Below are 22956 nucleotides of genomic sequence, written 5' to 3'. Positions count from 1 at the left end.
ACATAAAGGAACTGATTAAAATGTTTTTAAGTTGCTCTAGGATGTATCCTCCGTAAATGTCTTGTAGTTTATGCCTCTAGAACCTGTCTGTGCGAAAATAAGCACTTTTCTCCATAGTTACTTTTATTCTTTTTTTGTTATCCTAAACATTTTTAGCTATGTCACGAGGTCTCAAAAGTACGATGGAAATGACAAGTAATGAAAATCAAGATGGTGGGAGAACTTTACCCCCGCGCCCCCCTTGTGTGATGGTAATTTTCGGTGCTACCGGCGATCTTACAGCACGCAAGTTATTTCCAGCATTATACCATCTGATCAAAGAAGGCAGGCTATCTAAAAACTTTGTCTGTGTAGGCTTTGCAAGAAGAAAAAAGAGTCACGAAGAATTTCGTGAAGAAATGAAACAGGCTATACAGAATTTTTCACGCGCTCAAGAACTCGATATCCGTATCTGGGAGGAATTCGAATCACGCATATTTTATCACGAATCGAACTTTTCTTCTGCGGAAGGCTATGCTTCGTTGAAGGAAAGACTTGAGGAGATTGATAAGCAATATGGAACTCAAGGGAACCGGCTATTTTATTTATCTACACCCCCAGATTATTTCCCCGAAATTATTGAAAATATTAATAAGTACAAACTGTTCTATCATGATCAAGGAGAAGGCAAACCTTGGTCACGCGTGATTATAGAAAAACCTTTTGGCGTAGATTTGCAAAGTGCCAAGGAGTTGCAAAGATACATAGACGATAATTTAGATGAAGACTCTGTCTATCGCATTGACCATTATTTAGGAAAAGAAACCGTACAAAATATCCTCACGATACGTTTTGCCAATACCCTATTTGAGTCTTGTTGGAATTCTCAATATATTGATCACGTACAAATTAGCGTTAGCGAATCCATAGGCATAGGTACTCGAGGAAATTTCTTTGAGAAATCCGGAATGCTTCGCGATATGGTGCAAAACCATATGATGCAGCTTTTATGTTTACTTACTATGGAACCCCCTTCCGTATTCAATTCTGAAGAGATAAAAAAAGAAAAAATCAACATCCTTAAGAAAATACGTCCATTTTCTAAAGATGATGTCATCCGTGGTCAGTACGGCACGGGAGAAGTCCAAGGAGTGTCTGTTCTTGGCTACCGCGAAGAGGAAAATGTCAACCCAGCTTCTATGGTAGAAACTTATGTAGCTTTGAAGATGTTCATAGATAACCCTCGTTGGTTAGGAGTGCCTTTCTATCTACGCGCAGGAAAACGTCTGGCTAAACGCTCTACAGATATTTCTATTATTTTTAAAAAGTCCTATGCGACTTTATTTGAACCCGAATCTTGTCGTATTTGTCCTATAGAAAATGATCTCCTCATTATTCGTATACAACCAGATGAAGGCGTAGCTTTGCAATTTAACTGTAAAGTCCCTGGGATGAATAATGTCGTGCGTCCTGTGAAAATGGATTTTCGCTACGATACCTATTTTAAAACAACAGCCCCCGAAGCTTACGAAAGATTACTTTGTGATTGCATTTTAGGTGATAGGATTCTCTTTACATCTAGTGATGAAGTCATGGCTTCTTGGGAGCTTTTTACACCAATTCTAAAGCAGTGGGAACAAGATTCTTCAGATGTGCTCTTCCCTAATTATGTTGCCGGATCTGCGGGACCTAAAGAGGCGGATAAATTACTACAAGCCGATGGCAAAAGTTGGCGTCCTTTGTAATATAACTTTATTTTGAGATGATTATGGCAACATTAGTTAACTTTAATGACACAAATAAACTCCTTCTTACGAAAAAAACTGAGCTATTCATTGATCTAGCAAGTAAAGATTGGATAGCAAGTGCAAATAAGTCGATAAAACAAAGAGGAGCTTTTTATGTTGCTCTTTCTGGCGGGAGAACTCCTTTAGAGATCTTCAAGTCCATCGTAATAAATAAAGAAAAACTTTCTGATCCTACAAAGATCTTTCTATTTTGGGGAGACGAAAGAAATGTTCCTTATACGTCTTCAGAAAGCAATTACGGCCAAGCAATGAGTATTCTTCAGGATTTACGTATTCCGGAAGAACAAATTTTCCGGATGGAAATCGAAAATCCTGAGGGTGCTGAGAAGTATCAAGACATTATAGAACGTACAGTCCCTGATACAAGTTTTGATATGATTATGCTCGGTATTGGTCAAGATGGACATACCTTATCGTTATTCCCGAATACAGAAGCTCTAAAAGAAAAAGAGCGCCTTGTCGTCTTTCAAAGAGTTCCTCAATTGGATACAGAAAGAATGACCTTTACGCTACCTCTTGCCTATAGGGCAAAGCATATCGTTGTCTACGTTCAGGGAGAAAACAAGAAAGATATTGTAAGAAGTATCTTTTTCCCTTCAGATAAACAGCGCGAAGCCTACCCTATAGAGCTCATTGGGCAAGAGAAAACTCCCCTATTTTGGATTCTTGCCCCTGATACTTACGACTCGAAGGACTTCGACTCGATTTCCTCATTCCACAAACTAGACATTCTCTAGTTTGCCTACCCTATAGGGTCAACGAATCCAGGAAGCAGTTATTGCCCTGAACGGATCGCGTCTTCATAACTTGGAGGAGCGTCTGCATAACCAGGATAAGGAGGAGCGCTTGGAGTAGTATGATTTGGGGATGATGCTGGTTGCTGACCTCTATTACTACCCAATTGCTGTACATAGGCGAGCTCTGAGTAGCTCAGCATATGTTTTGCCTGCTGATTCGCAAGACATTGTTGTGCTACAGTCTGGCTAAAGATGTTGCGCTGATACTCTTCAGGATGCAGAGATATTTGATTTGCAACCATAGTGTACAGTGTTGCTTTATTTAAGTGTAAAACAGCACTTTTTTGTTTTTTAGCCATATAAATAGAAGAGATTGCAAAACTTACAAAGCTTATAAACAATAAACTCCCCCCAGCAGCACAAGAACCAATAATTGCTGCAGAGATCGCAGCCGTGGCTAAAGGTCCTGTGAAGAAAATACCGAGTATAGCTCCCGCGGCTAAGGCCAATAACGCAATGGAGCAAATAATCGCACACACTAAGTAACCAATTTTCGCAGCTCTATAGTTTTTATAAGCAGAAGCTAACTCTTTATTTGCTTCTAGGGTAACAAGAGCAGCAGCTTTTGCTTTCGCTTTTTCTGGAGTGTTAGCTTGGAATGAAGATACATCTAAAGAGATCTCTCGATTCGTTTGTTTCAATCTAAAAATTTCCTTAGAGGCGCTATTGATTTTTATGGAGCTCAAGATAGTAGATCCTAAAGAAGCACCAAAAATTCCTAAAACTAAAGTAGCTAAGATACCCAAAATAAAGGATGAAAAAATAGAGTCTGAATTGCTGCCTCCACTAGTGTTTCCTCGACATAAGTCACATAAGAAACGGATCCAGAGTACATGTTCTATACAATGGAGTACGGCTTTCGAAGCTGTCATAATGGCAAAAGCGGACTCCGCCTCGGCATCAACACCAGGAGAGAGAGGAACTCCCGATAAAGCTACACTATTTATCGACGCTGAAGTTGCTTCCACGTGTCGTGTTAAGAAATTATGAACATGGGACCTGGAATCTAAACTCGTGAAGCTTAATCCCCCTTTGTCCGTAAAATTTAAAATTGCAAAACGGGCTTCGGTATTAGCGGACCCCACTTTATTATTTAAGGAACTAACTGACATAATTAGTGGACTCCACTTTATTATTTAAAGAATTAGCTGACATAAGTTTGATTTCTTAAACGTATTAAACAAATCAACGCGGAATTATAGACTATTTATAGTTTTAACTCACGATTATTATTCCATTACGAGTCTTTACAGTTTCTTAATTCTTTAAGATCTTTACCATCGGGCGATATGTTCTAGATAGAGAGGAGAACCTTCCATGAAACTTACAAAAGAATCCAAAGTGCCAATAGAAGCATAATCATTTTCATCCAATTTATATGTAAGCACTAGTCCGTGAATAATCGCACCTATGAAAGGAATAAGAACGAGATGCTCAGAGAGAATTTCTGTTTTTATTTCCCCAAAAACTTTACTGAGAGATGTTTCTTGGTTACGGCAACACGTCGCTAGGACGAGAAATTTTAATGTTTTTGCTACTATTTTGATCAGTAAAATAGCCCAAGATACAACACTAATAACTACAGAGATCACAGGGAAAGTAATAAGATCAAAAGCTACGCACATCGCTTTTGTAGTGGTTGAAAAATCACTAAGATCTTGTTTACCAAAAGTTAAATAGCACGCCATGGTATAACCTCAATTTTTATGTATGCTGATTATTGTTTTGTCTATTTCTTCTATCTTCTTCCATAACCTCTTCATATGTCGGTGGTCGCTCTGAATACGGGGGTGGAACAGGAGAAGTCATGAACTCTCTAGAATAATCAAGGAAGGTACTCTCAATCTCATGGGAATCGAAGATTCCTAAAGATTCTTCATGCTCTGGTTCTGTGTGTGGTGGGAAAGTGACGGGGTCTAAAAGTGCACTGTAGTGACTCAAACAGCTCCTAGCGATCGAGGAAGTAAAATGATCTGACTCTTCGGTAGATACACGAATGTTGTCACTAATATAAAGGCTCAGTAGAGAACGGTGTATAGAATCTATAGCCGCTTGGCGCTGTTTTTTACTATAATTTTCATAAGAAGATGCCAGCAAACCTAATAACAGGAAGGTTAGCCCCCCACATCCAAGAGCAGATGCTGCTGGAGACATGAAAAACGCGTCAGAAAAAACACTATGGGAATGAAAAGTAAATACGCATCCCACAATAAATACTATCAATGCGAGTACGGCGAGTATGCTTATAACCAGAGAAACGCTTTTCCAAGCAAGTAAAGATAAGGCGACTTTTCTTGCATGATATAACGCCGATGCTGAAGCGATATACCCACCCCGTTGAAATGGTGAAATGTTGTTATTCTTATTAAGAAAACAGATAATTTGTTTCTCTTTGCGGTAGAAAAGGAAACTCTTCCTTACCAAGGAACAAACTGCGATAACGCTTCTTACGACATTACCGAATGTATTTTGATAGATGTTGTTAAGTAAGCTACAGAGTTCATGAATGAACACCAGAAAACAGTGCGGACTTTCAGAGAAGTCTAAACAGGGACTACTTTGAGATCGAGGAAAACAAATAGAACAGTCCGCAATCAAATCTGCAGCGGGAACCGGCCTTTGTTGAGTAAAAAGCGTCTGCGTAAATGCTGTGATATTATTTATAATGAGTAAATTATTGATATCTTGGTCTTGAGAAGAGCCTCCGTTTATTAGATGCTCTAAGGGGCCATGCCTATGTAGTGAAATTTCATAAACAGCCGACTTTTCTCTTGTAATAGAACCGAAAAAATGAAGGATGTGGTTATTAGGAGAAAGATGAGAAATCGGTTGATGCATGGTTTTATAATTCTAATAAGAAGGAAATTAACGAGAAATTATAATTTTAATCCCCCTTTATTTCAAATTGTTTTAAACCATATGCACAATATATATAGTTATACTTAATTAATATTTTATAGCTTAACGATTGCGAAATAGGTGGGAATTTTTCTATTCTCTTCCTAGGATTTTGACTTTTAAAATTTTTCTTAGACTTCAGATGCTTATCTAAAGCATAGAGTATAAATTCTAAATATATTTAAATATCCTGTGGCTTAATTAAATATTTGCAAGTAGTTATGTTAAACAATGTTTTTTATATTATTATGGGGCCTCCAGGATCGGGCAAAGGCACACAATCACAGCGTCTTGCTCATCTGTTAAAGCTTCCCCACATTAGTTCAGGAGAACTATTTCGTTCTGCTATAGAGTCAGCCTCTCCTTTGGGGATCAAGGCTGCTGAGTATATCAACCAAGGTTGTCTGGTCCCTGATGAAATTGTTTGGGGTATGGTTCAAGAAGCCTTAAACCAACCCGAGTGTCGGTCTGGATGTATTATTGATGGGTTCCCAAGAACTCTAGATCAAGCCATTCTTTTGAATGATTTTTTTGTGCAATCTCACGCTGATTATCGTGTCATACAATTAGATGTGTCTAATGAAGAGATTATTCGTAGGATTCATTCTCGGTTCATATGCCCTTCTTGTAAATATGTGTATAATCAAAGTCAGGGATTTAGTGAGTGCCCTACATGTCAAATTAAATTAGTTCGTCGTTCTGACGATACTCTAGAGGTGATTCATAAGAGACTTGAGGGTTATGAGAAATCAACAGCTCCTGTAGTCGACTATTATCAAGAGCTAGGGAAATTAACACGTATCCCTTCTGAGGCATCTCCTGATGACGTTTTTCAAAGTATTGAAGCTTGCATAAAAGCTTAATTTTACTTTTAGATATTCTCCATATGGGCACATCTTTAATTATGGTTAGGAAAGATGAAACATTATCAACTGTATGCATCTGTTTCGGATCTTTCATCTGCACATGGAGATTTGGAGACGCAGTTATTGTTTGGAGAGCGCTTACTTGCTGGTAAGCTCTCCTATTATGCCTACTCGCAATTAATCCGTGATCACGATTTTTGGCGCCCCTATCCAGTCAGAAATATATCCTCGCAATCATCTTTTGCTCTTCTATCTCAATATATTTTACCTAATGCAATCGTTAAGTCTTTCGATGCTTTTTTAGAACCTTGGCATATCCCCTTGCCCTACGGGTCTCCATTAGCCATAGATTCTCAAGGGAAAGTATCCCTCCCTAAAGAGGTGAAAATTAGAATGAAGCTCCCTCTGGATAAGGAAGTCCCTTATTGTAATGTGAGCCACGTGCGTTTTTGTAATGAACCGTTCTCTATAGATCTTTTGCTGAAAGAATCTGAAAATTTCTTGGGAATTCCGTATGTTTGGGGAGGACGATGTCTCCACCACTCCTTAATAGATTATGGATTAGATTGTTCTGGTTTTTTAAATATTTTATTTCAAGCACATGGATTAAGTATCCCTAGAAATGCTAGAGATCAGTTCAAAGATTGTGATCTAGTAGAGTATTTCGAAGATCTCCCTCCAGGAGGTTTTGTTTTCTTAAAAAATGATCAGAATACACAAATTTCCCACGTAATGTTAAAGAAAAACCCGACGCATTTGATTCATGCGGTTCAAAATTTAGGAAAGGTTGTTCTTTTCTCTCTAGGCGTCGATATAGAGTTTAAGAAAGACAAATTTTATACTCTGAGTGCAGAAGGAAAGGCATTTTTTGGAATGCCAAAAAGAAGAAAGATTTTCTTTTAGAAAAGAAACTAGCTAGAAAATTTTTAGGAAAGTACTTTAGACGAAAATAAAAAAAGCAAGCGATGAAATTCGATAAGACTCTCGCTTGCTTTTGATGAAAATAACGGCAAACTCTAACGTTTAGAGAATTGGAAGCTTTTACGAGCTTTCTTGTGTCCGTATTTCTTACGTTCTTTCTTTCTAGGATCTCTTGTAAGGAAACCGTGACTTTTTAATTCTTGTTTAGAATCAACATTCTTTTTTAATAAAGCTCTAGCCAATCCTAAGCGTGTCGCAATAACCTGTCCTTGGATTCCACCACCGTTAATACGAATCACTAGATCAAAGTCATTGGAATAGCCAAGAACTTTTAATGGGGAGAGGATAGTAACTCTTTGAATTTCCAATGGAAAGTATTCCTCAAAGGCTTTTCCATTTACATCGATCTTGCCCGTTCCAGGACGAAGGCGAACGCTAGATACAGCTTGTTTTCTTCTTCCGGTAGCTACTGATTCTTCTATTGTATTTTTTACCACAATTTACCCCAAATTAAACATCTAATACGATCGGCTTCTGAGACTTAAACTCTTGATAACAATCCCCTTTCAGTATTCTTAAGGATTTTAACTGACGCTTGCCTAAACGAGTTTTTGGCATCATACCTTTAATTGCATGCTCGATAATATAAGAGGGCTTTTTTGCTATCATATTTTCAAAAGCAACTTCACGCATTCCTGAAATATATCCTGTGTAATATCGATATATTTTTTGACCTTTCTTCGCGCCGGTCAAATGCACTTTTTCTGCATTAATAACGATAACACCATCACCCATAGCTACGTGAGGTGTGTAAGTTACCTTATGCTTACCGCGCAAGATCTTTGCCACCTCTGAAGAAAGTCTTCCCAAGGTTTTACCTGCAGCATCGATAACATACCAAGACTTGTTCTGAGCTTCAGATGCTTTGGCAATGGTTGTTTTCGTGTCTTTTCTTTTTTCCATAGTAACATAACCGCCTTATCAGAAGGACGAATTATAAATTTGTGCAATTTTTTTTCCAAATAAAAAGCAATAAAAGCAATCGAGAGATGTATTTCCAAGTGTAAATAGATCATATTTTCAAAGGAAAATAAAATCTGTTTTTATGTGCTTGTGATAGTGTAAGGAGGCATTTCTCACTCCAATTTATTAGTCACATTAAATGACATTTTACAGTAAAATAAGATAGATTTATTTTTTTTGTTTTACAGAAAGAGTTTTTGCTCTTCTCTCTTTATTTTTTAAGAATCTTATTTACAATTTCATAAGAACTAAAAACTCATTATTGCAATAAAGTTTTTAGTAGAACTGTTTGATTGTTATAATCCTCGGATAGGAAACACACTTTGAATTCAATGCGTGTGTTTACAGATGTCTCGTTATAGGGTTTTTTAACTCTAATTCATAAGCTTAATCATAATTTCCAAGATCAAAACTAGCGCGTTTTAGGGTGTTTTTTATGCCAGAAATTATTTTACATTCCCTTTTTAAAAACGATTGCCGTTGTCATGCTTCCTATTCGTTTGATAAGCGAGTTCAAGATCGTATGACTATAGCCATAGTTATGGCTGTTATTTCTTCTATCAGTTTGCTACTGGCTCTAATTCCAGCGATTATCATGTCCAATCCTATAGGATTTATTTGGGTTGGGATTTTTGGCAGTATTGCTTTGGCTTTATTTGTTTTTGCAATTCTAACAAACTATTTGAGATCCAACCTCCCTAAAGGACTTAAAGAAACATTTAAGGATACATATCCTCCTGTTTTTTATGATTTTATTGAGAAAAAGCAACTTACTATTCAAGAGATACGACTACTTCTCGATGCTTTAGAACAGGCTAGCCTCGATAGGGACATGTCTTTTCATAACTATTTAGGTAGATTCACTCAAAAATTAAAAATAGCATTGAATAAACATGGTATTTCAGAGTTTGTAGATAGTCTAGAACAAATCGATCTTGCTTCTTTAGACTTAGTCTTGATTCAACATTGTCCATTGTATTGGTTAAGAAAGTTTATACAATCAGCCTCAGAAATTCCTGAGAGAGACTTTATTACAGGGGCATCTTATGAAGAAATTGCTTCATATTGGTTAGGAACATCCGGATGCTGTCATAATGCTGGAACCATTTTTTCGGAAAATGTCTATCTTCTTGCTCAGACGGTATCTAAGGAGGATTACGAGAAATTTTCTTTTCATGTTCAAAATAACGATTGGAACAATGAGGAATTATCTGCAGAAAAGCAGAGAGTGGCGGAAGATTGTTTGGAACTAAAGAGAGAGCATGATGAGAATGCCGTGGTTGATGACGCAAGATTCCTTTCAGAAATGCAAAATACCCTGTTAGAAATCTGTACACATGGAATTTGTTGGGAGCAATTAAATTTGGTGCGCTGTGTGAGTCCTGATGATTGGGGGTATTTCTGTGCTCTTGATGGGAATAAACAAAGAATACGAAAATTTGCTGTCCCCTGCCTTGGAGAAGTTTCAGATGAGAAACATCATTTATATGAACCTATGATTTCTCTTACCACGTGGCAGGATATTCGTGCTCTGGGTTTGGATAAGGAAACTCTTTTGAATCAAGGAATACGTAATCCTGAGGATAGGCTGATGAATTATTTTACTAGACAAGCGCGCTATCACGGGTCCATGGATTTACTGGAACAGGAAGTTTTAGAGCGTTTGCCTAGATATACTTTAGACTTTGCTACGGGAATCAAAACGACGCTATCTTAGAAAATCAGTTCTCCATTTTGTAAAACCCCTTCACGATGACATTGACGTGCGAGTTGCTTATTATGGGTTACAATAAGCACTCCACGTGAATCATGAGATTGAGATAGAAGCAGTTGATGGATGTATTCAGAGGTTTGATTGTCCAAATTGCCCGAAGGTTCATCAGCTAGTAAAATTGCGGGATTGTTTATCAGTGCTCTTGCGATTGCGACTCGTTGTTTTTCTCCTCCTGATAGGTTGCAACAGCGAGAGTGCGTTCTATGAGATAAGCCGACAGAGTCTATGAGTTCGAGAGCTTTTTTAAATGCAGGAGATCCTTTAGCGATATTTTGTCGTGCAATGCTTGCAGGCATTAACACATTATTGATTACAGTATCATCTTCTAATAGGTAGAAGTTTTGAAAAATAAAACCGATATGTTGGTTTCTAAATGCTGATAAATTGTAGTGTTCTTTTCTTTTCCCTAGGAATAGGAGCTCTCCTGATGACGGTGTATCTAGTGTGCCTAATAGATGAAGGAGCGTGCTTTTCCCGTTTCCTGAAGCGCCTGTAATCGCAACTACCTCCCCAGGATATAAGCTAAAGTTCACATTACGTAATATTTCGATATCTTGATTGCTTTGTAGAACAACCTTAGACAGATTTTTTGCTTGAATAAGAGGAGGCATAACTATTCCGCTTTTAAAATGTCAGAGACATGCATTTTAGCGACTTTTCTTGCTGGTAATAATCCAGAAATAGCAGCTAACACTAAAGTGCCTAAACCGAGTATGAAAATAGTCGGCACATGTATTTCTTGAGGAAGACCTTGACCGAAGAAAGTAGAGTTAAACGCTTCTCTGCCTTGTAAGTAACTTAAGCCTTGAGTAATTATTGAGAGATTTTTCATTGTTAAAACAGCCAAAGCTGTTCCAAAAACAACACCAATACCTCCAGAGAATGCTCCACAAAAACCAAAAATAGCCTTTAAGCTACGAGAAGAAGTCCCCATAGCTTTAAGAATTCCTATTTCTTTCTTCTTATTATTTACTAAGAGGATAGACATAGTTACAACATTGGAACAAGCAACGATCAGGATAATAATGGAGATCAAGAGAAATAGAACTTGATCACTACGTAGTTGATCTAAAATAGGCTTGAAATATTGATAATCATAGAGAGAAGATACTTCCCAATATTCCTGTATACCGGCTTGACTTAAGATAGCTTCAATTTGCTGTTTAATTGGTGTGATCAGTTTAGTGTTTGGAAAGAAGACATGTAAGCCATTATGCATGCCGATTCCCGTAGATTCTGAACGTATTTGAGAAGCTAGATCCATATCAATGAATACAATTTTACTTCCCATGGGAGATAAGCCAGGATTATAGAAGCCTATGACATATACAGGATGTTTGATCTCTTTCTGAGTTTCTGGGGAGAAAATACTGATCCCCCCCTTATCTCCTACGCGATACCCCATATCGCGATAATTTACAGGTAAGATGATCGAAGCTCCTCGGTAGGTATTTTGCAAATGTATAAAATCTTGTTCCCAACCTTCGGAAGAGCTATTAAAAGGGTTTAAAATCTCGGAACTATAATCTGTTTGTTCATAGGGAAGCACGCGATTTTGATACACTTCATCAGAAGGATAGGCAATAAATTGAGAAAATGTTCGCGATTCTGTTTTGTTAGGATCGACCATTCTTTCCATCTGTACATAACCAATGCCCTCTTCAAACTCTAAAAGTTGGGCGTGATTTTGCCCTAGATAGGGATTAAGAACTTCAAAAGCAATTTTTACAGGATCCTTTAATTTCCCATCTGAAGTTTGATCTGGTAGAGGGAAGTTTTCTGGTAAAGAGTAGTCCAAATTTGGATCATAGGGATCTATAAGAGAGGAAGCGAGCTTTTCTCCTATTGTCTTTGTTGTATACAAAGAAAGGTCAGCATGTCTGTCTATTTGATAGTAATAGGAATCATAATAAACAGATGAAGGAACGATTTTTACTGGAGAATGAAGCTGGGAAAGATCATGAATCCAACGTTGTTCTAAACCATAGATAACAGAAATGAAAACAATGGATAACCAAGTGACTAAAGAAATAATGCCTATTGAAAATATAGAAACAATGGCAGAAGATAATCTTTTTCTTCTTGGTATTAGATACTTAAAAGCAATTAGAAGTTCTAATTTCATGACCCACTCAACAACTTGAAATAGAAGCTAGCAGGTAAATTAAATCTTTTTACTTAGCTTCTTTGAAAATTACGTGTCTACGCAGTTTTCTATCATATTTTTTGAGTTCTAGTCGACCTGTTGTTTTTCTTTTATTTTTAACAGTCCAGTACATATCGGAACTTTCAGAACTTTTTAATTTAATGATTTCACGGTTCTTACTAGCCATTGATGAATCCTTTCAAGAAAATGATAAATCGCTTATGATACTATATTTATTTTCAAAAAGAATCAAGAAAACTTCCCCATAATTACAAGAGAATCTTCATGTCAACTAAAGAACAGTTTTTTTTTAAAGGGGCAACCTCAAAAAATAAAATTCATTTTATTAGTTTAGGCTGCTCAAGGAACCTTGTAGATAGTGAGGTAATGCTCGGAATTTTATTAAAAGCTGGTTATGAAGCTACCGAACTCCTGCAAGAAGTGGATTATTTGATTTTGAATACTTGTGGGTTTTTAAAAGCTGCTCGAGATGAATCTACGGATTATCTTCAACGAATAATCGATAAGAAGAAAGAAACTGCCAAGATTATATTAACTGGTTGCATGGTTTCTAAGCATAAAGAAGAGTTAAAGCCTTGGCTCCCCTATGTACACTATGTTTTAGGTTCTGGAGACGTTGAACATATCTTATCCGCTATAGAATCTAAGGAAAGTGGAGAAAAGTTATCTTCTAAAAGTTATTTAGAAATGGGGGAAATTCCTAGAAAATTATCCACACCGAAGCACTATGCCTATTTGAAAATAGCTGAGGGGTGTCGTAAGCGCTGTTCCTTCTGTATTATTCCTACCATTAAGGGAGGATTAAGAAGTAAACCTCTAGAGCAGATTATTAAAGAATTTCGCTTATTGTTAAAAATGGGAGTTAAAGAAATCATTCTCATTGCTCAAGATTTGGGTGACTATGGTAAAGATCTATCTAAAGATCGTAAATCTTGCTTACACAGTGTATTAATAGAGATGCTTAAGGCGCCTGTAAACTATAGGATTAGAATTCTCTATTTGTATCCTGATGAAGTAGGTGATACCCTTAATTGATCTTATGGAAAAAGATCAGTGCCTACTCCCTTAGTTGATATTCCCCTTTAACAAATAATCGGGTATTAAAAAAGTTGTTAAGAACAATATCTAGAGAACAAATTTTAGATTTGTTAACTAAGTTGCGTGCACGCATTCCCCATATCTATATTCGTTATTCGTTTGTCTCTTATTTTTGGATTCCCAGGAGAACGGGTGAAGAATTTCAGGAGCTCGTCGATTTTGTTGGAGAAGGATGGATCGATAATTTAGGTATCTTTTCTTATTCTCAAGAAAAAGGTTCTTTAGCTGCTGAGATGTCAAACCAAATCCCTCAGAGCATAAAATCAAAGAGATTAAAAATCTTTTCTCAAATACAAAAGAAAAATATTGAGAAACATAATAAGCAGTTTGTAGGGAAAAATTATGGAAGCTGTTATTGATGGATCCATCCAGATAGTAAACTTTTACTCACAACACGTTTGTATGGTCAAGCTCCAGAGGTAGATCCTTACATTATTATGAATGAAGCTCGTTTAGTTTCAGAATTTAGAGAACGTTATCTTATCGAAATTACGGGATATGTGGGTTATGACTTAGTTGGTCGAGCTGTGAACAAAGTGCCCGGAGAATATTTCCCGGGCAAAAGTTGAGTATATTTATTCAAAATAAGGCAGCTGCACTACATTCCAAGAAAATGAAGCTACCCGCCAAGAATACGATACGTTTTTCAGTATGAAATGCCCATTATCTCTTGCTAGAAATGTCGTCGCAATCCATTCCATAGGCTTAGGCCTATAGTAACTTGTTCCTGAACAAGTGGATCCTTGTAAAAGTGTCTCTTTCCCATTAACAACAGCGACTAACACACACTCTCCGCCCGTTCCGTTATCCAACCAGCCGCCGTGCTTTGACATAACGATGCTAATACGGAAAAGTTTAGGATTGTTTCTGGTAGCACGAAAATACAGATAACAAGAGTTTGCCCCTGTTCCTACATACACATGAGAATTTCCTTGTTGTTCAATTTTAGTTTCAAATTTATTCCAAGGAATCCAGACACCGTGATTCACATCCCCGCTGCCTACATGTCCTCCTGAAGTAGCAGAACGCATAGAAACTTCAGCTTTATTACTTTGAAAAACATGATAGGGGACATATTGTTGCGGCAATTTTTGAGTATTCGTGCTATATGGTTGTTGTTTGCATGAGATTGTATGATTGCTCAGGTTTACCCTACCAAAGAAGTTTGCTTGGTTTTTAGTCCCTGTCTTAATATTCATGTTCCCACTAACAAATAGGTCCTGCTTGCAATTGAGGTTCCCGTTTGTACAAGTTAGATTTTGAAGGTTAGTGTTTTTGGCTGTTATTGCTTTCGATACCGTTATAGCACGTTTTTTTTTCTCTTCAGATAGATCCTTAGAGTAGATATTAAAACGAACAAATGTGGGTAAACTAATATTAGTTTTAGGTGTTGACATATTTTAATCCTCCTCGGGAAATCTTGCTGCAAATGGGAACCAAATCACACTTATCGTAGAAAACATACTTTGTATATGAGCATGTGTATAGACTCTGACGGTAGGTTGTGAAGAGATATCTGAAACAGAGAAAATTGCATACAAGGCCGTCGATGTCCTATCTGTAGGATAATGGCCTCGAGTGTCTGCTGTGCACAAGTTTTCGAATTGACTGCCTTGATCCAGCCTTAAAAATAAATTCACTTCATCATTTCCTGAGTGTTGCCCTCCCATTCTAGTGATTTCAAAAGTGACCTGGTAGATTCCTGGAGTTTTAATCACAAGATCTTTACCCTCCACATAGAAGTAGTTGCGATACATCGATGTGTAATTTTCAATATCTTTTGAAGTTCCGCTTTTTAAATCTAAAATAGAATGTGCAGGAATGTTATATGTACCGCGATGGTCTAACATACAGGTATAGGCTTGTACGGAGCTTTTTTTATAGTAGTTGAATGTTAAAGCGTCGCGTTGAGAAAGAGGGTCTGAGATATTCCCAATACTCGAACTTTGAGAGGCGTTAATGCTGATGTCCCCATTTAAAACCGTCTCACGCAAAGAAAACCCATTGTTTCCTGAGAGTTCACTACCAGCAAAGAAATCACAGTTTGCATTTACGTCCTTTGTTACAGTTAATGTCTCAGCATCAAAATCATCTTCGATATTTAAATTGCCATCAATGTTTAACGTAGCATTCTCTAGGTAGAGGTTTTGGTCTTTAACTCCTGTCGCATCGAAATCAGTTTCTCTAGTTTGATTATTAGGATTATCTGATGTGAATCTAGAAATAGTTTTGTCTTTATCATCCATAGCTATTCCCCTTGGTTTGGGTAGAAAATGATTCCAAAATAAAAAGCGCTTAAAACTGCCCCATTACTTGTTAGCTGTGCGCAGAATAAATTTTCTTTTATGCTGTCTTTTGGATCATTTGTTATAGTGCCGTTCGGATCTTTAGCTAGATTAGAGACACGAAAAGCTGTAGATAAACTTGCAAATCCAGAGTATCCTCCCCCACTATAGATAGTATTGCTGCTATAAATGGTGCCTGAAGCATTTTTCAGATGCACGTCGCCTCCCCAGCCATTATTCCATCCCCAGCGTTTATTAATGCCGTAATCGATCATGTAGATACCTTTGCTTAATAATTGTACCCAGTGGGATCCTGGATACGTGACTTTTGAATCTCTATAGGAGTAATCTACAAAGCGTATGTGGGAAAAAATATTTTGCGATTGGTAGACCAGCCTATCGGTGCCGAGAATGGGAACGGGTTGCTGTGTATTAATGTTGATCCTTCCAAACTCATTGAGTGAGCAGAAAAAGTACTCAGGAGAACGTATATAATTTGCCGGTACTGGAGAGGACTGGTCTATAGGTCTAGCAACGTTACTCAATCTGTTGCCGTTCAAATTTATATATACATTGTTGCCAGTTATATTAAGGTCGTTAGCTGAAGTAAGTCCTTCTACATTGATTGTTCCTGAAAAAGTCGAGGTTCCAGGAGGATTTACAACTAAGCTACTCGTGGATTCTATACTTTGAGATGTGACGTCGTTGGTTTGTACATTCCCAGCAGCAACATCACCTTCAAAAGTCGAATCTATAGAAAAATAACAATCATTAGTGTTATTATTAGAAATAGTCATTTATTATTCCGATTTTTTTCTAATAAAAATCAGATAATAAATTATAGGTCAATTTTTAATATGTTTAATTTAATTCTGGTAAAATTAATTATATCTGATAAATAAAAAATAATAACGAAAAAGAAAGAAGAGAAATAAAGAAAATCTTGGGGGCGGCTGGATTTGAACCAACGTATCCGTAAGGAGTCGGATTTACAGTCCGATGCAATTGACCGCTATGCGACACCCCCAGAGAATGCTGGAGAAAGGACTTGAACCCTCAACCGTTCGATTACAAATCGAATGCTCTGCCAATTGAGCTACTCCAGCGAAAAATCAGGAACCCTATTGCTTGAAGAGAAAACTTTAATTAACCAATAGGAAGTCAATTTATACGCTATTGGTTATTTTCTTCCAAGTCAGAATCAGTATTTTCTGAAATACGGTAATCTTCTTGGGTGGGAATAAACTCTTCAGTAACAAAATTTTCTCCTCTACCGGAAGGATCTACAGACAAGCTTGTATCCATAACTTGGAAGTTATGTTTCTTCAATTGTTCAGAAATCAAACGATCTTCTTTAGATTGAACTTTTTTAATGGTTTTCTTTCCAATAGGAGTTTTATTTTTCGTAATTTCGTAATACGTATCAACCGCTTGCTTTTGTTCAGATGTGATGCTTCCAGAAAGACGTTGGAACAACTGCGTGCAACTATTGTCTGCAGCACTCGAATTTACAACTTCCGCAGAAAATTTGAACTTGCCTTCTGAAGTATAGCGTGCTGGTTGACTATCTTTCTTAAGGCAACATTGCTTATATTTCTTATTAGAACCGCATGGGCATGGATCATTTCTGTTAACTTTTTTTGTCATACAATTCTTCTCAAAGCAAGGCTTTTAAAGGAAAGTTTAAATAAGCTAAGGATAAAAACCAATTACAAGTTTTCATAAAAACTAATATTGTATTGCAAGCTTTATTCTATCCTTTTACTATTTCCCCATGTCTATTCTACACTTACATCCCCCGTGGACGAAATCTGGTAAACGTATAGAAAGCCTAGTGCGTAAGGCTTTGTATACCTACTCTATGTTGGAAAATCACGCTAAGATTGTTATAGCTCTTAGCGGAGGCAAAGACAGCCTTTCTTTGCTTTTAATGCTTAAAGCGATTTCTGGTAGAGGTTTCCCAAAGCTTGATCTTTACGCTGTGAATATCGGAGGGAAATATTCTTGCGGTTCAGAAGTAAGCAAGCAGTATTTAGCTAATATTTGTGATAAAATTCACGTCCCCTATAGTTCGATAACCTCTCCCTATGACCCTGAAGTTCCAGAGTGTTATTCATGTTCTCAAGTTAGAAGACGTTTACTATTCCAAGCAGCAAAAGATGTGGGAGCTACTGCCGTAGCTTTTGGTCATCATCGTGATGACGTAGTCCAAACAGCTTTGATGAATCTCTTACATAAAGCAGAATTTGCTGGAATGTTACCGGTTTTAGATATGGTCCATTTCGGTATTACTATCTTACGCCCTTTAATACTTACCCCGGAATCTTGGATAAGAAAATTCGCTAAGGAAAGTGGATTTTCTCGAGTTACTTGTCGTTGCCCAGTTGTATCTTTAAGAACAAAAACAGAAGAAGCATTAAAGTTACTAGAAGATGTTTTTCCTCAAGCAAGACATAATATTGCTTTAGCTATTGAACAACATGGATTGTCAAAAGCTCAAAAAAAATAAAACTAATTAAACATATTTTTATAGATTAGTCTTACTATTTTAATTATAGTAAGATTTATTTTTTTTTCGGTAATTTTATGCACAAAAGATTAAAGATTTTGTTAACTAATGATGACGGCATTTCCGCTAAAGGGATGAGTCTTTTAGTTGCAAATTTATTAAAAGCAGACTTTGCTGATCTCTATATAGTTGCTCCTACTACGGAACAGTCAGGGAAAAGCATGTCTTTTTCTTATACACAACCCGTCTCTATAGAAAAGGTGGACTATCCTCAGCCTGTTGCTGGGGCTTGGGCAGTTTCCGGTAGCCCAGTAGACTGCGTTAAGCTCGCTTTGGGAGATTTATTCCGTAATGATTTGCCTGATCTTGTACTATCTGGAATCAATCATGGATCTAATGCAGGAAGAAATATCTTTTATTCTGGAACTGCTGGAGCTGCTATGGAAGCCATTTTATCAGGTGTCCCCTCCATAGCTTTTTCTCAAGAACAACACATTTCTTTCTTTCAGGAAGAACATGCCCCTGAGATACTAAAAAGACTCTCCTTGTATGCTCTATCGAACCCTCTCCCGATTTTATCGGGCTTTAATGTAAATTTCCCTGCTAGCGAACATAACGAAGAGTGGAAAGGCATGCGACTTGTGACTACAGGAAAAGAATATGCCTGCGGTATTCCCAGACTTTTAGTTGGTGATGGGAAACGCAAGTTCTTTTCTTTAAGTGATTGTCAAATAGTTATAGATGAAGATATTTCCGATGAGTGTCGAACTCTTTTGGAAAATTACATATCCGTGGTTCCTTTGCTCGTAAGAAATTCTCCTCTAGCTTTAACTAGCGAAGCTGAGTTCCAACAGTTACAAGAAGACTTTGATAATTTTATGAGCTCTGAATCAGGTGTTACACTCTTTGATTAAACTGATCCCACCTCTTGGGTATTCCTAATTAGAAAATCGGTAGAACATTCTCTCTACCGATCTCTTCCATAGATTCTTGAATCCTCTACAATACAGTTCTAGTTTACTCTAAAAACATGAGAATTTTTTTTAGGGATACGCTGTTGTTCTTCTAGCTCTTTTTTTAAATTTATAACTATTTCCTCTAAAGAAACAAAGAAACGTGCGACAGACCACGGTCTGTGTATCTTAGCATTTTCTAAAAATCAGAAACGCTGTGGGAAACATCTTAGGGTGTGTCTTTCTCGAACTTTTACTTGCAACAACAAGCTTTATTAATTGTTAGAGTAAAAATGGTTGTGATTAAACTATTTCTTCTGCTAACTTATGCACCTAATCTTGTTTGGATGCGTAGCTCAGCGGTTAGAGCACCTGTCTTACACACAGGGGGTCATAGGTTCAAATCCTGTCGTGTCCATTTGCGGGAGTAGTTCAATTGGTTAGAGCACCGCCCTGTCAAGGCGGAAGTTGCGGGTTCAAGCCCCGTCTCTCGCGAACATACAATCAGAGGTTGAAAATGCCCCACGGAACTCGTTTAACGAAGTTTAGCTTTCCTCTGTACTTTTCCAAGACCCTAAGCTGGTTTATTCTTGGAGGATTTTTAGCTGCCTGTGGAGTTCAAATGGTTCTAGTTCCAAATGAACTTATCGATGGTGGTATCGTCGGTTTATCTCTTATTGCCTCTCATTTCTTTGGTCATAAATATTTGCCGTTTTGCTTAATACTCTTCAATCTGCCCTTTGTCATTTTAGCCTTTAAACAGATTGGTAAGTATTTTGTCATTCAGATGATGACTGCTGTGATCATCTTTTCCTGTGCCCTATGGCTTATTGATTCCTTACCTTTATGGTTTGGTTTTAGCCCTATAGTGTTTAAAGGGTCCGAAATGGAAACAGTAGTTTTCGGTGGAGCTGTTATAGGGGTAGGTTGTGGTTTGATCATCCGTCATGGAGGATCTACGGATGGTACCGAGATTCTAGGTATCATCATAAATAAAAAAAGAGGATACACCGTTGGTCAGGTTATTCTTTTTGCTAACTTTTTTATCTTTGCCTTGGCAGGTATTGTCTATCAGAATTGGCATACGGCATTCGTATCCTTCTTAACTTACGGCATCGCAACGAAAGTTATGGATATGGTCATTCTAGGTCTCGAAGATACGAAATCTGTGACCATTATCACCTCCTCTCCAAGGAAACTCGGCCAAATCCTTATGGAAAACTTGGGAGTGGGTCTTACCTATATTCAAGCTGAAGGTGGCTATTCTGGAGAGCCTAGAAACATTCTTTATATTGTTGTAGAGCGTTTACAGCTTTCACAACTTAAAGAAATTGTCCACAGAGAAGATCCCTATGCTTTTATCGCTATTGAAAATCTTCATGAAGTAATCAATGGTAAACGTACCAATTAAGCTGGATTGGTCCAAACCTTTTCTAAATTGCTCTCTATATCTAGCAAAGAGAGAATTTTTCCAACGATATCGTTATTAATATCTTCAATAGTTTGTGGTTTGAAGTACCACATGGGCATTGGCAGTAAGATTATCGCTCCATTTTGCGATAATTTTAATAAGTTTTCTAAATGGATGGAGTGTAACGGACTCTCTCTAGGAACTAAGATCAGCTTCCTTCGTTCCTTTAAGGCTACATCTGCAACTCTTCGTAAAAGGTTATCTCCTAAGCCGATTGAAATAGCTGCTACTGTAGCCATACTACATGGCACGATAACAGTCCCATCGACATGATAGGATCCAGAGGCCAATTTGCTTTCTATAGACTTGATATTATGTTGGTGAATATACCGATGACTTTCTTCAGGGATTAAAGACAGCAAAGAAGAGGTATCTAATTCATAATAGAGCGTTTTCATTGCTGCTGTAGAAAGAATTACCTCAACATCATGTTGCATTTTAGATAGTTCTTGTATGAGTTTGACGGCTAATACTATTCCTGAAGCTCCTGAAATGCCTACGATATAACGTTTCATTCGTATCCATCTATTATGAAATTAATAAACTTACCATGACGATAAAAAAGGATAAAGCAAGGTAGATGTTTCCCCTAAAAAAACATCTCTCAAGATTAACATGATTCTTATCCAATGCGTAATAGATTTTGATGGTCTTCCCAATAACTAATACAGGTAATAGCGACAGTATAAGCCCTAATTTACTAAAAGATGCCAGCACGGCCATGGCTATATAAGATAGCAAACTTAGCAGTAAACATACTGAAGCAATACGAACAGCCTTTGCCTTCCCAAAACATGCAGGAATACTATAGAGCTTTTCTCTCCTATCAAACTCGAAATCTTGAATCGCATAGATAATGTCATTAGCAGCAATAATCATAGCAGCTGTTATTCCCCATAGGGAGGCTATGATAAACATTTTTAAAGAGAGAGGTTTTGAAGATAAAGCATAGAAATTCATAAGAATCGCAAGGTAATAAATAAGACCTAAGATCCAATGACACAAATAGGTAAAACGTTTTGCATAGGCATAAATAATCATAAGTAGAATAGCCAATAAGGCTAGCCAGGAGCATTCCTTACTTAAAAATGTACAGGGAACTAGAAAAAATAAGGATGCAAGTACCGTGGTTAAGAAAACAAAATGTATCGATAATTTTTTAGCGGGTAATACTCTAGAAGTTGTTCTAGGGTTTTTCTTATCAATGTCACGATCAATAATCTGGTTTACCAGTATGCCTACAGTTCTAGCACATAGAAAAGCACAGCCACCTATGAGTACAGTTGAAAATCCTTTCTCACTGAATCCTGAAGCTATCTCAGGGAAGGTTAGAGCGAATACCGTAGTTGCAGCAAGAAATACGGCCGAAAATACAGCGTATTTTATGTTTAATAATTGTTGGAAATACTTTATCTGAAAGGAAAACATTTTTAACTGCTCAAGTCTATAGATAACAAATGCATGTCTTAAAATGAGGATAGAGATACAAGCTAGCGTATAATTAAAATAGTGTAAAGTTTAAAAACTAAATTTCCCCTGCCCTATCTTTATAGTATTTGCTAATTAAAAATAGTTGAGATTGTGTATAATAATGCATTTATTGATAAAACTAGTTTTGTAGAATGCGATTTCTTTATTTTTATTTCACATTATTGATGTGTATTTCCCCCACTTTTGGTTCCTCTCAAAATTGGGAACCTCAGGATATACACGATTGTGAGCAGATTATTTCCGCTACACAATTTCATCAAGATCATGGCCCCTGGATAGTGGTGGCTGGCGGATTCTGTCCTACAGATGAACATTATAAAAAAGCTCAGAATATAGGATATCTATTAGTTAAGAATGGGTACGCTGTGGTTACTGGAGCAGGTCCAGGGATTATGGAAGCTGCTAATGCTGGTGCTGTACGAGCTGGGGGGGGGGGCATCTCTAGGATTTATCTTAAAGGGTGAGGAATTGAATGATCACATACCCAAAGAAAACTATTTACAGGTTTCCCATATCTCTCATCGTTTAGAAGGCATGGTTGGCAAAGCTTCTGGATGTGTAGTGTTTCCTGGAGGACTAGGTACCGTAAGTGAATGTTTTTTTGCCCTAGACCACTTTAGATACCTAGAAGTTCCTCATCCTGTCGTTCTTGTAGGCATGCAATTTTGGGGGCCTTTAGTAGAGTGGATGAAAAACTTACATTATACGCATACATGTCCGGGACATTTATACCTAGTAGACTCATCAGAGGAAGCTGTGGACATCATTTTTTCTCATCATAAGAGACAATCGTATAGTTTCTCCTCTAACTAAGTCCAAACATAGGTAATCGCAAAAAAGCTTTAGCTATCGTTTAAAAAAAAGAATATCATGTTAATTTGTTGTGTTTATTAGAATACTCAAACTAATCTTCATT

22 protein-coding genes, 4 tRNA genes and 2 pseudogenes are annotated in these 22956 nt (G+C 37.2%); 12 read left to right on the top strand and 16 right to left on the bottom strand.

What is annotated here, in order from left to right:
* Positions 1–182 precede the first annotated feature (182 nt).
* Together zwf and pgl are read left to right on the top strand one after the other, a co-directional pair.
* A complete protein-coding gene (zwf, locus tag FI836_RS00350; protein ID WP_014943846.1) occupies positions 183–1724 on the top strand; it encodes a glucose-6-phosphate dehydrogenase in 1542 nt (513 codons plus the stop codon).
* Positions 1725–1747: 23 nt separating this feature from the next.
* Positions 1748–2524 carry a 6-phosphogluconolactonase gene (pgl, locus tag FI836_RS00345; RefSeq protein ID WP_006343214.1) on the top strand — a complete coding sequence of 259 codons (777 nt, stop codon included), beginning with the start codon at positions 1748–1750 and terminating at the stop codon, positions 2522–2524.
* A gap of 38 nt (positions 2525–2562) precedes the next feature.
* On the opposite strand, the gene garD (FI836_RS00340) is transcribed toward pgl, so the two are convergent.
* From garD (FI836_RS00340) to garD (FI836_RS00330), 3 genes are all read right to left on the bottom strand, one after another.
* A complete protein-coding gene (gene garD / locus FI836_RS00340; protein ID WP_032742277.1) occupies positions 2563–3696 on the bottom strand; it encodes an inclusion membrane protein GarD in 1134 nt (377 codons plus the stop codon).
* Positions 3697–3858: 162 nt separating this feature from the next.
* Complete coding sequence (locus FI836_RS00335) at positions 3859–4272, bottom strand: hypothetical protein (protein WP_006343212.1); 414 nt, start codon at positions 4270–4272, stop codon at positions 3859–3861.
* 16 nt (positions 4273–4288) lie between these two features.
* Positions 4289–5422, bottom strand: a complete 1134-nt coding sequence (gene garD / locus FI836_RS00330) for an inclusion membrane protein GarD (protein WP_006343211.1) — start codon at positions 5420–5422, stop codon at positions 4289–4291.
* A 281-nt stretch (positions 5423–5703) separates the two neighbouring features.
* On the opposite strand from garD (FI836_RS00330), the gene FI836_RS00325 reads away from it, so the two are divergent.
* Positions 5704–6345 carry an adenylate kinase gene (locus FI836_RS00325; protein ID WP_006343210.1) on the top strand — a complete coding sequence of 214 codons (642 nt, stop codon included), beginning with the start codon at positions 5704–5706 and terminating at the stop codon, positions 6343–6345.
* Between the two features lie 54 nt (positions 6346–6399).
* Positions 6400–7251 carry a C40 family peptidase gene (locus FI836_RS00320; RefSeq protein WP_006343209.1) on the top strand — a complete coding sequence of 284 codons (852 nt, stop codon included), beginning with the start codon at positions 6400–6402 and terminating at the stop codon, positions 7249–7251.
* 113 nt (positions 7252–7364) lie between these two features.
* On the opposite strand, the gene rpsI is transcribed toward FI836_RS00320, so the two are convergent.
* Both rpsI and rplM read right to left on the bottom strand, forming a co-directional pair.
* Complete coding sequence (gene rpsI / locus FI836_RS00315; RefSeq protein WP_006343208.1) at positions 7365–7766, bottom strand: 30S ribosomal protein S9; 402 nt, start codon at positions 7764–7766, stop codon at positions 7365–7367.
* A gap of 13 nt (positions 7767–7779) precedes the next feature.
* Positions 7780–8232, bottom strand: coding sequence for a 50S ribosomal protein L13 (gene rplM / locus FI836_RS00310; RefSeq protein WP_006343207.1), 453 nt, complete (start codon positions 8230–8232; stop codon positions 7780–7782).
* 496 nt (positions 8233–8728) lie between these two features.
* Here rplM and FI836_RS00305 point away from each other — a divergent pair, with 496 nt between their 5' ends.
* The gene (locus tag FI836_RS00305) at positions 8729–10009 is read left to right on the top strand and encodes a DUF1389 domain-containing protein (protein WP_006343206.1); all 1281 of its coding nucleotides are present in this window, start codon (positions 8729–8731) and stop codon (positions 10007–10009) included.
* Here the strand turns inward: FI836_RS00305 and FI836_RS00300 are convergent.
* From FI836_RS00300 to rpmG, 3 genes are read right to left on the bottom strand one after another with little or no spacing between them, the layout of a single operon-like run.
* On the bottom strand, positions 10006–10677 hold the full coding sequence (locus FI836_RS00300) for an ABC transporter ATP-binding protein (RefSeq protein WP_006343205.1): 672 nt from the start codon (positions 10675–10677) through the stop codon (positions 10006–10008). The two genes, FI836_RS00305 and FI836_RS00300, sit on opposite strands and share 4 nt — an antisense overlap.
* A 2-nt stretch (positions 10678–10679) precedes the next feature.
* Complete coding sequence (locus FI836_RS00295) at positions 10680–12191, bottom strand: ABC transporter permease (protein ID WP_006343204.1); 1512 nt, start codon at positions 12189–12191, stop codon at positions 10680–10682.
* A 49-nt stretch (positions 12192–12240) separates the two neighbouring features.
* Entirely contained in the window at positions 12241–12399 is a 159-nt protein-coding gene (gene rpmG / locus FI836_RS00290) for a 50S ribosomal protein L33 (RefSeq protein WP_006343203.1), read from the bottom strand.
* 98 nt (positions 12400–12497) lie between these two features.
* On the opposite strand from rpmG, the pseudogene rimO reads away from it, so the two are divergent.
* A pseudogene (gene rimO / locus FI836_RS05380) lies at positions 12498–13900 on the top strand (30S ribosomal protein S12 methylthiotransferase RimO).
* Positions 13901–13906: 6 nt separating this feature from the next.
* Here rimO and FI836_RS00280 read toward each other — a convergent pair.
* The 6 genes from FI836_RS00280 to FI836_RS00255 form a co-directional block, all read right to left on the bottom strand.
* Complete coding sequence (locus FI836_RS00280) at positions 13907–14728, bottom strand: hypothetical protein (RefSeq protein WP_014943841.1); 822 nt, start codon at positions 14726–14728, stop codon at positions 13907–13909.
* A gap of 3 nt (positions 14729–14731) precedes the next feature.
* The gene (locus tag FI836_RS00275) at positions 14732–15577 is read right to left on the bottom strand and encodes a hypothetical protein (RefSeq protein ID WP_014943840.1); all 846 of its coding nucleotides are present in this window, start codon (positions 15575–15577) and stop codon (positions 14732–14734) included.
* 2 nt (positions 15578–15579) lie between these two features.
* Entirely contained in the window at positions 15580–16413 is an 834-nt protein-coding gene (locus tag FI836_RS00270) for a hypothetical protein (protein WP_006343199.1), read from the bottom strand.
* A 147-nt stretch (positions 16414–16560) separates the two neighbouring features.
* A tRNA-Tyr gene (locus FI836_RS00265) sits at positions 16561–16643 on the bottom strand.
* A 6-nt stretch (positions 16644–16649) separates the two neighbouring features.
* A tRNA-Thr gene (locus FI836_RS00260) sits at positions 16650–16722 on the bottom strand.
* 67 nt (positions 16723–16789) lie between these two features.
* Positions 16790–17263 (bottom strand): YecA family protein, encoded by a 474-nt coding sequence (locus FI836_RS00255; protein ID WP_006343198.1) that lies wholly within the window; start codon positions 17261–17263, stop codon positions 16790–16792.
* Positions 17264–17390: 127 nt separating this feature from the next.
* Between FI836_RS00255 and FI836_RS00250 the strand changes: the two genes are divergently transcribed.
* The 5 genes from FI836_RS00250 (at position 17391) to FI836_RS00230 (ending at position 20489) form a co-directional block, all read left to right on the top strand.
* Positions 17391–18125, top strand: coding sequence for a tRNA 2-thiocytidine biosynthesis TtcA family protein (locus tag FI836_RS00250; RefSeq protein ID WP_014944535.1), 735 nt, complete (start codon positions 17391–17393; stop codon positions 18123–18125).
* Positions 18126–18202: 77 nt separating this feature from the next.
* Positions 18203–19039: a 5'/3'-nucleotidase SurE gene (surE, locus tag FI836_RS00245; RefSeq protein WP_139934548.1), complete on the top strand. Its 837-nt coding sequence runs from the start codon at positions 18203–18205 to the stop codon at positions 19037–19039.
* Between the two features lie 384 nt (positions 19040–19423).
* Positions 19424–19496 (top strand) — tRNA-Val (locus FI836_RS00240).
* Between the two features lie 3 nt (positions 19497–19499).
* Positions 19500–19573, top strand: a tRNA-Asp gene (locus FI836_RS00235).
* 22 nt (positions 19574–19595) lie between these two features.
* Entirely contained in the window at positions 19596–20489 is an 894-nt protein-coding gene (locus FI836_RS00230) for a YitT family protein (protein WP_006343195.1), read from the top strand.
* Here FI836_RS00230 and FI836_RS00225 read toward each other — a convergent pair.
* Both FI836_RS00225 and FI836_RS00220 read right to left on the bottom strand, forming a co-directional pair.
* A complete protein-coding gene (locus tag FI836_RS00225) occupies positions 20486–21064 on the bottom strand; it encodes a flavin prenyltransferase UbiX (protein ID WP_006343194.1) in 579 nt (192 codons plus the stop codon). The two genes, FI836_RS00230 and FI836_RS00225, sit on opposite strands and share 4 nt — an antisense overlap.
* Before the next feature lie 13 nt (positions 21065–21077).
* Entirely contained in the window at positions 21078–21977 is a 900-nt protein-coding gene (locus tag FI836_RS00220; RefSeq protein WP_006343193.1) for a UbiA-like polyprenyltransferase, read from the bottom strand.
* A 227-nt stretch (positions 21978–22204) separates the two neighbouring features.
* Between FI836_RS00220 and FI836_RS00215 the strand changes: the two are divergent.
* Positions 22205–22853: pseudogene (locus FI836_RS00215) on the top strand (LOG family protein).
* Positions 22854–22956 lie beyond the last annotated feature (103 nt).

The sequence above is a fragment of the Chlamydophila parapsittaci genome, from assembly GCF_006385615.1.
GTDB lineage: Bacteria > Chlamydiota > Chlamydiia > Chlamydiales > Chlamydiaceae > Chlamydia > Chlamydia psittaci.
This window is presented reverse-complemented; position numbering and strand designations above follow the sequence as displayed.